We start from the raw sequence: 11419 nt of genomic DNA, 5'->3' as shown, positions 1-11419 counted from the left end.
CACAATGCTGATAATACTGCCATCAAGCAGGTTAATCTGACCATTGATTACAATTTGTTCTCCGCTTTGTAAGCCGCCCACTACTTCAACATATTCGCCTACTTCACGGCCAGGTACAATTTTGCGCGCTCTTACTTTGTTGCCATCAACCACATATACATATGGATTTTTAAGACCTTCGGCAAGGGCAATCTTTGGAATCTGCAGCGCATTATTTTTTCTTTCTGAGCTGAACGCTACCAGTACATAGGTACCTGCCTTCAGTTGATTTTTTCCGTTGTTATTGATCAGCACTTCTACACGGTAGTTGTGGCTGGCGTCACCCTTCGGGCTGATGAATGATATTTTCCCTGAAAACTCTTTTCCAGGATATACTTCCGTTGAAACCGATACCGTTTGTCCGATCGCTAACTGGTATACATCTTTTTCATTTACATACACAATACTTTTTAATTGCTGTATGTCAACGATCGTAGCGATCACTGTGCCTATGTTTGCGAATTCACCTGCGTTCAGGTTTTTATTTGAAATGATGCCGCTGAATGGCGCTACAATATTGCCATCAGCAATTTGTTTGCGGATCTGGTTGGCTTCAATATGCTTATTGTCATAGGCGTATTTGGCATCAATCACACTGGTTTCAGTTGCAGCTTTTCCTTCGTATAATTCTTTTACCCGTTCGTAATCTCTTTTCAATTTCGCTTCGGATAACTCCACTGCTTCCAGGTTTAACTGTTTAAGCTGAGAATCAATCGTACCAATGATTTGTCCCTTGCTTACACGCGAACCATTTTCGATAGATAAGCGGGTGATTTTTCCTGATACCGCCACTGTAATATCAGATTCTTCCGCCGGTTCAAGGGATGCAGGCAGCTTGAAAAAGCTACCCATCGGTTTTTCTTCAACAACAGCTACAGATACCGCAACAGGTATTTTCGATCGGTCAACAATTTGTTTGCTTTCGTTGATCACTTTTTTGTTGCTGACAAGTTTTACTGCGATTAGTGCTACAATAGCTAATATGCCGCCTATAATCAGATATTTTTTCATAATAGATATAACTGGGTAAGTACTGCTTAGATTAAAGTTTAGAAGCGAATGGAATTAAAGTACCATTAGCTTTTTCATTGTTAAGTGTTGAAGACAATAAATTCAACATGGAAGTAATGTAATTGTTTTGCGCTTCTTTCAGTGAATATTCAGCATTCAGCAGGTCAGTTAATGTACCGGCACCTTTTTGATACTGAAGATTGGTTATGTCAAATACTTCCTGAGCAAGTGCCAGGTTTTCTTTGTTGTTTGCAACATCATTATACGATTTCTTCAATTGCGTATTGGCATTCTGTGCCTGAAGCTGTAAGGTGTTGTTGTTGATAATGAAATTCTGTTTGGCATTTGCTAGGTTAAGCTGGCTTTGTTTTAACTGACTGTCGCGTCTGAATCCACTGAAAATAGGGACGTTCAAACGTAGCCCGATTGTGGAGTAATCAAACCAGCGGTCAAACGCTGTACTGAAGTGTGCGCTGTAAGATTGCGCCCCATAACGTGCATACCCATTTAATGTTGGCATGAAAGCGGCTCTTTTTCTTTTTACATCAATCTCCTGCAAATGAATTTTCTGTACATTGATTTTGTAAGCATATAATTGTGTAACATCAAACTGGCTGATATCAGAAGTAGGAATCAGACGATCGTAATTTAAAGAGTCGTTAATAGTAATAGTCTCCTGCAATGTCATACCCATGGCGTCCTTCAGCTTATTCAGGGCAAGTTCTCTATTTGTTTCCGCAAGCGTTTTTTCTGCAACAATGTTTTTATAAGTAACAAGAATACGGTTGTAATCAACTTCCGTGGCTACCCCTTTATCCAGCTGCAATTTTTTAATCGCCAGCAGATCTTTATATTTATTTTCGTTTGTAGCCAGGATACGAATACGTTCAGCATAAATGGTTGCTTCTATATAAGCAGCAGTGGTATTATAGATCAGCGTTTCCTGGTTTTGTTTCAGACTTAATTCCGAAATTTCTTTGTTCGGTTTATTTGCCTGGATACCATATAAGAGTGATTGGTCAAAGATCACCTGATCTGCCTGTATCACAGGATTGGTAAGGAATGGCTGACCAAATTGCAATCTCGTTTCTGTAGGACTGAAAGCCCCGGCAGGAATGATTGTTGTCTGACGTTTGATGTTGTAGTCAAATGTAGCCGTACCTGCAACCTGTGGAAGGTAACCTGCCAGGGCTTCCCGGCCTTGTTGGTTGGCTATTTCAATATTGTTTTGGTAGACCTGGTTACTCAAATGATTTTTTAAGCTGTAATCAATACACTGTTTCAGTGTATATTTTTGCTGGGCCATTGTTTGAGAAATAGTTAGCGTCAGCAATATGCCTATGGCGTAAAGTCTCATGGTAATTGATGTTTAAGAGATATAGGTTGAAGTCGATTAAAGTAAAATAATATTGTTGTCAGCTGAAATTATTTTTTTGTTGCCTTCCATCGTTCTATGATCAAAGGGATTTCTTTGTGAAAGAAACTCATGAAACTATGGATCTCACGTAAGCTTGCGTTGAATTCAGGAGTAGAAGACGGACGTTGTTCAATGATTTCTTTCATTAAGGAATGCATGGTAATGATGCCTTCCAGTTTTTCTTTCATGTGATTTTTCCAATTGATAATGGTTGCTCTGAAATATCTTTTGCGTTCGCCCGGATTGGTAAAATATTCTACACGTTTTGTTGTAAGCAACAGGTTGAGCGCGGTGCTGGTAGCGCTTTTACTGATGTTGAGGGCATCTTTAATTTCATCGAATGTTAATTCGTTTCTATCTGCGATTAGCAGCAATGCCATAACACGCGCACCTGCAGGGTGAAAACCTTCCTTTTCATAGAACACACCAAGTTGTTCGATCAGGATCCGTTGTTTTTCAGTTACAATTTCTTTGCTCATGTTGTCAGGTACTTTGTTTTTTAATGATGTAAAGTTATGAATTATTTAGTTAGTTCTGAAAAATAAGAACTAAATTTATTACATCTTTAAATATTAATTAAATGTCAGATATTCAAATAATTAATTTTTTATTGGACCGCTCCGAAATGGAAAATTATTGAAAAAAGACATTTTTAAGACTTCCGCTTGGGAGTCTGTAGAAAAAGAATCAGATCTACAATAAAAAAACCCAACCAAATAGGTTGGGTTTTTTTATGATAAAAAAGTGAGTGGCTAATTACTTAACTTTTTTAGTAAGTTCAGCACCAGCTTTAAATTTAACTACTTTTTTAGCTTTGATTTTGATCACTTTACCAGTTTGTGGGTTTCTACCGTTACGAGCTGCACGTGTAGCTGTTTTCCAAGAACCGAAACCAATTAATACAACTGATTCACCTTTTTTAAGCGCTTTACCAGTCGCGTTAATGAATGCGTCTAAAGCTCTTTTAGAATCAGCTTTAGTTAATTTTGACTCAGCTGCAATTGCATCGATTAATTCTGCCTTGTTCATAGTGTGTAGTTTTTGTTTGTAAAAGTTAAAATTCTTATACGAAATTATAGGAAAAGCCTTATCCTGCAAGAGCTTCAGCAATATTTTATCCATTTGTTGATAACTTTACAGAAATTCACATGTTCTGTACCTACCGTGACTAGTGCGATAGAGAAGTAAAGTACAATTTGGGGATATCTGTTTTTTTGTTTTTTATAATATCTGTTTATTCTATACCTCTTTATTTACGCGTCTTTTAGAATAGGTTACGAGTTATATACATTTTTTTTCTGAATGTTAATATCGTTTTAATTCTATACAGCCCATGATTGGCAGGGGAGATAAGCGATTTGAGAAAAATTTTACGTTTATGTCTTTTTTATACTACTCATGTATCGCTGATGCTTGTTTGCTTCCATCGTTTTTATATATATCCACGCTTTTTGAAACGTCTTACATTCTTGAATTTTATAGGTATTCAAAAATGTGAATCGCTTACTTGTGCATAACAGCGCCTGAAGGTTGAATTTTTGTTGGCAAATGCTATATTTTTCCACAAAAAGGTTTAAATTGATATAAAAGTGGGATAAAGTGGGTCTTTGTGGTTGTATTTTGTCTTTTCTTTTATAAATTTGATTAACCAATTGTATATCAGAGGTAATATATGGGATTCTTTTCAGGTGAATATGACTGTACAGTAGACGCGAAAGGCCGCATGGTCTTGCCTGCCCGTATTAAGTCCAATTTGCCCGATGTAGACGCAGGAAATGTTGTATTGACAAGGGGATTCGAGTCCTGCATTGTTCTGTATTCCCAAACTGAATTCAAGAAGATATACTCAAAAGTTTCCGGCCTGAACGAATTCAGCGAAGAATACCGAGTTTTTCAACGGAATTTCTTCCGGGGGATTAATGAGGTGGAGTTGGATGGCAACGGCCGTTTATTAATCCCTAAAATGCTTTTAGGACATGCACAGCTCGAGAAGGATGTCACCGTTGTAGGGATGGGAAACAGGGTGGAAATCTGGTCTCCGGAGCTATATCAGAAGTTCCTCATCCAGGATTCCGGTGAACTCGCTCAATTGGCAGAAAAATATCTAGCACCAACAAAAAAAGAATAGACACATATGTATCACGTTCCGGTCTTATTAAAAGAAAGTATTGAGGGGTTAAATATTAATCCGGAAGGAATATACGTCGATGTTACATTCGGTGGCGGTGGCCACAGCCGTGAAATACTAAAGCATTTAAAAGGGGGCAAATTATACGCTTTCGACCAGGATGCGGATGCTGTTGACAATGCAAAGGATCTGATCGGCCCCAACTTCACTCTTATTCCAGCCAACTTCAGATACATTAAAAAATACCTGCGCCTGAACGGGGTAGACAGGGTAGACGGTTTGCTGGGTGATCTGGGTATTTCATCGCATCAGATCGATACTCCGGAAAGAGGATTCTCTATCCGTTATGACGCACCACTGGATATGCGCATGGATAGAGCTATTGACAAGACAGCTGCGGATGTAATCAATAAATACTCTGAACATGGCCTGCATAGCATCCTGGGTATGTATGGTGAAGTGCGCAATGCTAAAACGCTTGCACAGGCGCTGATTAAAGAACGTATCAACAAACCGATTAACCGTACCTCGGAGTTGATTGAAATACTTTCCGATTATGCGCCGCGCGGAAAAGAGAGTAAATATTATGCGCAGGTATTCCAGGCACTCCGCATTGAAGTGAACGAAGAGCTGGAAGCATTAAAAGATTTATTAGAACAAAGTCAGCAGGTATTAAAATCAGGGGGCAGACTTTCCATCATCAGTTACCATTCCTTAGAAGACCGTTTGGTTAAGAATTTTGTCCAGCAGGGTAAATTTCATGGCGATGCTGAAAAAGATCTTTATGGAAATACAAACAAACCTTTTCATGCTGTTGGTAAAGCAATAGATCCGACCGATGAAGAAAAAGAAGTAAATAACCGTGCGCGGAGTGCACGTTTACGCATTGCAGAACGCGAATAATATATGGCAGAAAATACAGTCAGACAAAAAACAACAGTAAAAGAAGAAACTCCCCCGGAAATCAAGTCCGGTAAGGGATTTTTTTCTTTTGTAGATAAATACGTTCCTGTTGGGGATGCATTTAATGATGGTTTGCCTGTACAATATATACCTAAAGTATTATTCTTTGCCTGTATCATGATGCTGTACATTGCTAATGCACATTACGGCGATAAGCTTGTTCGCAAAACAAATAAGCTGAAAAATGAAGTGAATGATCTTAGAGCCGATTATATAACACTGAAAGCAGATCTGATGATTAAAAGTAAACAATCAGAAGTAGCAAAACAGGTTGAGGTCCTGGGATTAAAAGAAAGCACGGAACCACCTATTAAAATAACTGAGAAGAGCCTTGAACATTAAAAAATCCATAGTCCTTCGGATCCGTGTTGCTTTCCTGGCAATCGTGCTGTTCTCTTTAGCAATTGGATACAAAATATTTGTGATCCAGTTTGTGCAGGGAGAAAGATGGGAAAAACTGCATACAGAAAATCTGATTGATTTTAAAGATGTAAAACCTACACGGGGAAATATATTTTCCGCGGATGGAAGCCTGTTGGCCACATCATTGCCGTTTTACAGGGTTTGTATAGATCCTACCATTGCGGAGGATGATATCTTTAATAAAGGGATTGATGAACTTGCGGAAAAGTTACAAGCATACTTTAAAGATAAAACAGTTTCTGAGTATAGGCGAAAGATAACTAAAGCAAGAACTGATAAAAAACGCTACATTATCTTAAACCATAAACCGATTAACTACCAGGGTAAAAAGGAAATGTCGGAATGGCCGATCTTTTGTGAAGGCAGATCGAAAGGTGGTGTTGTATTTGAAAAGGTTGACAAACGTTTCATGCCGTTTTCAATGCTGGCACAACGTACAGTAGGCTTCGTGAATGAAGAAAATAATGGTGCTGGCCTGGAATATAGTTTTAACCAGGAATTGGGAGGCAAAAACGGTAAGGCGCTATTCAGAAAAATGTCGGGCGGAAACTGGAAACCGATTCACGATGAAAATGAAATTACTCCGGTAGACGGTATTGATATTGTAACAACAATAGATATTAATATTCAGGATGTGGCTGAAGCATCTTTACGTAACCACCTGGCAAGTCACGATGCTGATTACGGCTGTGTAGTGCTTATGGAGGTTGCGACAGGCGAAATCAAAGCGATTGCTAACCTTGGAAAGGTAGGTGAGGGGCAGTATGCCGAAAATTATAACTATGCAATCGGTAGTCAGGGATTAACCGAACCGGGTTCAACATTTAAACTGGCATCAGTAATAGCCTTATTTGAAGATACAGATATAAACCTGTCAGATACTATTGATACAGGTAATGGCGAGTATGAATTCTATGACCGGATCATGCGTGACTCAAAGCCCGGAGGACATGGAAAAATTACCCTACAGCATGCATTTGAAACATCTTCGAACATTGCGATCTCTAAAAAAGTAAACGAATATTTTGGTGCGAAACCAGATAAGTTTTTGGAACATATTCAAAAAATGGGTTTGACAGAGCCAGTCATTTTTCAAATGGATGGAGTGGCAAAACCATTTTTTAAAACAACTTCTTCTAAAACCTGGAGTGGAACAACGCTTCCATGGATGTCGATCGGTTATGAATTGAGTATGTCGCCGATACATACACTTTCATTTTATAATGCAATAGCTAACAACGGCACGATGGTTCGACCGATGATTGTGAAAGAAACACGCGTGGCTGATCAGGTGCTTGACAGGTATTCAACCGAAGTGGTGGTTGATAAGATTTGTTCAGATGAAACGCTGAAGAAAGTACGTATCATGCTGGAAGGTGTAGTTGAGAATGGTACAGCAAGCAACATAAAAAATAATACTTATAAAATAGCAGGCAAGACAGGCACGGCACAAAAGCTTGTAAACAAAACCTATTCGCGGACTTATTATACTTCCTTTGTAGGTTATTTCCCGGCAGACAGACCTAAGTACAGCTGTATCGTTGTGATTGATAATCCGAAAGGATATCAACAATATGGCTCAGATGTTGCCGCCCCGGTATTTAAAGAAGTGGCAGATAAAATATATGCACAGGACCTTGATCTGCAGGAACCGATCAAAACACAAGCACCGGCCAATACCGGTATATATCCGGTGATCAGAGGAGGATTGTATGATGATTTGAAGTTTTTATGCAATGCGCTGCAAATTCCGAATCATACAAGTACCAATGCAAATGATGACTGGGTTCAGGCAAGCGTTGAAAATAAAACCGTTGTCTGGTATGATAGAAAAATCGTTGCAGGTATTGTACCGGATGTACGCGGACTTCGGTTAAAAGACGCTTTATATATATTAGAAAATATTGGTTTGCATGTAAGCATTCAAGGTTCCGGTAGGGTAGCCTCGCAATCAATTGCACCCGGAACCAGATACAACAAAGGGAATTACATAACTATTGTGTTAAACTAATATGCAGGTAAAAGATTTAATCTATAAGGTATCTCTTATTTCTGTTTCAGGCAGAACGGATGTAGATATTGCTGCGATTTGTTTTGATTCTCGCGAAGTAGAGAAAGGGTCTATGTTTATTGCTGTAAGAGGCGTAAGCAATGACGGGCATGCTTATATACAGGATGTAATTAAAAAAGGGGCAACTGCAGTTGTTTGTGAAGAGCTCCCGGTTTTAGATGCAGATGCTGATTGCACGATCATTCAGGTGAAAGATAGTTCTGAAGCACTTGGGGTAATTGCATCCAACTATTACGATAAGCCTTCCTCCAAACTGAAGCTTGTAGGAATTACAGGTACCAATGGAAAAACAACTACGGTTACGTTGCTGTATCGTTTATTCAGAAAGCTCGGTTATAAAACCGGTTTGATTTCTACCGTTGAAAACATTATTGAAGAAACCATTATTCCTTCAACACATACAACACCGGATGCCATAGCACTGAATAAACTACTGGCAGATATGGTGCTTGCAGGCTGTACGCATTGTTTCATGGAAGTAAGCTCACATGCAGCTGTACAAAGACGTATTGCAGGTCTACGGTTTGAAGGTGCATTGTTCAGCAACATTACGCATGATCACCTGGATTATCATAAGACCTTTGACGAATACATCAAGGCTAAAAAATTATTCTTTGATGGTTTGTCGAATGACTCTTTCGCTCTGATCAATTTAGATGACAAGCGCGGGAGAGTAATGATTCAGAATACCCGTGCAAAAACATATACTTATTCATTACTGGCGCTTGCGGATTTTAAAGGGAAACTACTATCCACAACCATGCATGGTATAGAAATGGATATTGACGGGGCGCAGGCATGGTTCAGGCTGATCGGTAATTTCAATGCATATAATTTACTGGCTGTATACAGTGCAGCAGTCCTTTTAGGCGAAGATAAGCAGGAGATTTTGTTGCAGCTTTCAACACTGGATGCTGCTAACGGTAGATTTGAACAATATAATTCAGCTGGTAAAATTACCGTAATTGTTGATTATGCGCATACACCGGATGCATTGAAGAATGTGCTGGAAACCATAACCGGATTAAAAGAATCTCATAAGATCCTTACAGTTGTAGGTTGCGGTGGAAACAGGGATGCCGCAAAACGTCCGATCATGGCAGACATTGCCTGCCAATTCAGTGATCAGGTTATTTTAACCTCCGATAACCCTAGAGATGAAGATCCACAGGAGATCCTGGCTGAAATGGAAAAGGGCGTTCGGGTAGTAGATAAGAAAAAAGTCCTGTCAGTATTGGATAGAAAAGAAGCCATAAAGGTTGCCTGTACACTTGCAGCTCCGGGCGATATTATACTGATTGCCGGAAAAGGGCATGAAACATACCAGGAAATCAAAGGAATTAAATACCCATTTGATGACCGGATAGTTGTAAAAGAATTATTAGAAACTTTAGGAAAGTAGTACTATGATGAGTTCTTTTTTAGAGATAAAGCATTTTAACCAGACAACCGTCAACTATGCGGTTGAACGTTTTGTGGTGCTTTTAAATGATAGTAACCGGACAGATCTGTCGGAAAGAATTGATTTGCTGTATAAAGAAATTGTACACGCATTGGAAAGTGCAGAAATAGCAAAATCAAATCACGAATTCAGATTGAATATGCTGAATGCCTCCAAACAATCCAAAGGATTGTTGAACTTGATCCGGTTTATAAAAATCTATAAGGTGATACTCGTGCTTGACGAAGATTACAAAGATTTTGAAGAGCTGGTGAATCAAATTGAACAGGCAAGAAGAAATACGCACAGAAGCACACATACTTTTAAAAACATAGACTAGTCAATGACTTACGAACTATTGAGTAATCGAACATTTGAATTGTCCTCAAGAATTATGGACCTCTATGGCATTCTTTTAAAGAATAACGAAATGGAATTATCCATGAGACTTTTGAAGTATGGACTGTCTATCAGGAAACATGCAGAGACTGCATGGGCTTCTACTACGCAGATGGACTTTACTGAATCCATTTCAATGGCTTCGGAAATGTCTGTTCAAACCAGATACTGGTTGAAGTTAATACAAATGAAGCATCCGCTAAGCAAAGAATGTGACGTTTGTGTGGAATTGCTGAACAACGTCATTAATATGCTTAATTATATAATAAGCCATAACGATAAATATCATTTTCAACTTCAATATCAGTCGAACTAATGCTATACTATCTATTTGATTATTTAGAAAAACGATTTGACTTGCTGGGAGCGGGTGTATTTCAATACATTTCTTTTCGCGCCGGGATGGCAGCGTTTGTATCATTACTGATAGCTTTAGTTTTTGGTAAAAGAATTATCAGCTTCATACAAAACAAACAGATCGGTGAAAGCATCCGTGATCTTGGCTTGCAGGGACAGATGGAGAAAAAAGGTACGCCGACTATGGGTGGGCTAATGATTATTCTGTGCATCATTGTTCCAACCATATTGTTTGCAAAGCTTACCAATGTATATATCGTATTGCTGTTGATCTCTACCATATGGCTGGGTTTCATTGGTTTTATGGATGATTATATCAAGGTATTTAAAAAGAATAAAGAAGGTCTGCAGGGGAAATTTAAAATTGTAGGCCAGGTTTCGCTGGGTTTGATCGTTGGTATTACGTTGTTATACAACTCCAGTGTTGTTGTGCGTGAATATAAATCGAGTGACGGAACAGTTTCTACTACTCAGAGTTCTACATCATTTGAAGATAAACAATCAAACATAACTACAATTCCATTTTTCAAAAATAATGAATTGGATTATGGCAGCATCACCTGTTTTATATCTGACAGCTGCACACCGATTCTATATGTACTGGTAGTAATTCTGGTAATAACAGCTGTATCAAACGGAGCGAATATTACAGATGGTATTGATGGTCTTGCCGCAGGTACGTCTGCCATTATCGCATTGACACTTTGTATTTTCGCATATGTTTCAGGGAACGCTATTTTCGCGAGCTATCTGAATATTATGTACATACCAAACAGTGGTGAACTGGTAATCTTTGGTGCAGCTTTAATGGGAGCATGCATCGGATTCTTATGGTACAACTCATTCCCCGCGCAGATCTTCATGGGCGATACCGGGAGTTTAACCCTCGGTGGTTTGATTGCTGTAATGGCATTAGCTGTAAGAAAAGAATTATTACTGCCTTTGTTGTGTGGCATATTTCTAATTGAAAATTTATCTGTCATGATGCAGGTATCTTATTTTAAATACACTAAAAAGAAATATGGTGAAGGCCGGCGCATATTTAAAATGTCGCCGTTACATCATCATTATCAGAAATCAGGATTTCATGAATCTAAAATTGTAACACGATTCTGGATTGTTGGAATTCTATTAGCAATCCTTTCATTGGCGACCTTAAAGTTGAGATAA

At 38.7% G+C, this 11419-nt stretch carries 12 protein-coding genes; 8 read left to right on the top strand and 4 right to left on the bottom strand.

Features of this window, described 5'->3' with window-relative positions:
* From ACTHJT_RS07600 to ACTHJT_RS07585, 4 genes are all read right to left on the bottom strand, one after another.
* Positions 1 to 1050 (bottom strand): efflux RND transporter periplasmic adaptor subunit (locus tag ACTHJT_RS07600; RefSeq protein WP_440237403.1); only part of this gene is annotated, 1050 nt, incomplete at its 3' end.
* A 31-nt stretch (positions 1051 to 1081) separates the two neighbouring features.
* Complete coding sequence (locus tag ACTHJT_RS07595; protein WP_440237402.1) at positions 1082 to 2407, bottom strand: TolC family protein; 1326 nt, start codon at positions 2405 to 2407, stop codon at positions 1082 to 1084.
* Between the two features lie 68 nt (positions 2408 to 2475).
* Positions 2476 to 2946 carry a GbsR/MarR family transcriptional regulator gene (locus ACTHJT_RS07590; protein WP_440237401.1) on the bottom strand — a complete coding sequence of 157 codons (471 nt, stop codon included), beginning with the start codon at positions 2944 to 2946 and terminating at the stop codon, positions 2476 to 2478.
* 277 nt (positions 2947 to 3223) lie between these two features.
* Positions 3224 to 3496, bottom strand: a complete 273-nt coding sequence (locus ACTHJT_RS07585; RefSeq protein WP_440237400.1) for an HU family DNA-binding protein — start codon at positions 3494 to 3496, stop codon at positions 3224 to 3226.
* Between the two features lie 643 nt (positions 3497 to 4139).
* On the opposite strand from ACTHJT_RS07585, the gene mraZ reads away from it, so the two are divergent.
* The 8 genes from mraZ to mraY are packed head-to-tail and all read left to right on the top strand — an operon-like array spanning position 4140 to position 11419.
* A complete protein-coding gene (gene mraZ / locus ACTHJT_RS07580) occupies positions 4140 to 4595 on the top strand; it encodes a division/cell wall cluster transcriptional repressor MraZ (protein ID WP_440237399.1) in 456 nt (151 codons plus the stop codon).
* A 6-nt stretch (positions 4596 to 4601) separates the two neighbouring features.
* Positions 4602 to 5498 carry a 16S rRNA (cytosine(1402)-N(4))-methyltransferase RsmH gene (gene rsmH / locus ACTHJT_RS07575; protein WP_440237398.1) on the top strand — a complete coding sequence of 299 codons (897 nt, stop codon included), beginning with the start codon at positions 4602 to 4604 and terminating at the stop codon, positions 5496 to 5498.
* 3 nt (positions 5499 to 5501) lie between these two features.
* Complete coding sequence (locus tag ACTHJT_RS07570) at positions 5502 to 5900, top strand: FtsL-like putative cell division protein (protein WP_440237397.1); 399 nt, start codon at positions 5502 to 5504, stop codon at positions 5898 to 5900.
* Positions 5890 to 7992 carry a penicillin-binding protein gene (locus ACTHJT_RS07565; protein WP_440237396.1) on the top strand — a complete coding sequence of 701 codons (2103 nt, stop codon included), beginning with the start codon at positions 5890 to 5892 and terminating at the stop codon, positions 7990 to 7992. The genes ACTHJT_RS07570 and ACTHJT_RS07565 overlap by 11 nt, the downstream gene beginning before the upstream one ends.
* Before the next feature lies 1 nt (position 7993).
* Positions 7994 to 9454 carry a UDP-N-acetylmuramoyl-L-alanyl-D-glutamate--2,6-diaminopimelate ligase gene (locus ACTHJT_RS07560; RefSeq protein WP_440237395.1) on the top strand — a complete coding sequence of 487 codons (1461 nt, stop codon included), beginning with the start codon at positions 7994 to 7996 and terminating at the stop codon, positions 9452 to 9454.
* A gap of 4 nt (positions 9455 to 9458) precedes the next feature.
* Positions 9459 to 9833, top strand: coding sequence for a hypothetical protein (locus ACTHJT_RS07555; RefSeq protein WP_440237394.1), 375 nt, complete (start codon positions 9459 to 9461; stop codon positions 9831 to 9833).
* Between the two features lie 3 nt (positions 9834 to 9836).
* A complete protein-coding gene (locus ACTHJT_RS07550; RefSeq protein WP_440237393.1) occupies positions 9837 to 10208 on the top strand; it encodes a four helix bundle protein in 372 nt (123 codons plus the stop codon).
* Complete coding sequence (gene mraY, locus ACTHJT_RS07545; RefSeq protein ID WP_440237392.1) at positions 10208 to 11419, top strand: phospho-N-acetylmuramoyl-pentapeptide-transferase; 1212 nt, start codon at positions 10208 to 10210, stop codon at positions 11417 to 11419. The genes ACTHJT_RS07550 and mraY overlap by 1 nt, the downstream gene beginning before the upstream one ends.

Source organism: Cytophaga sp. (assembly GCF_051961495.1).
Classification (GTDB): domain Bacteria; phylum Bacteroidota; class Bacteroidia; order Cytophagales; family Cytophagaceae; genus Cytophaga.
This window is presented reverse-complemented; position numbering and strand designations above follow the sequence as displayed.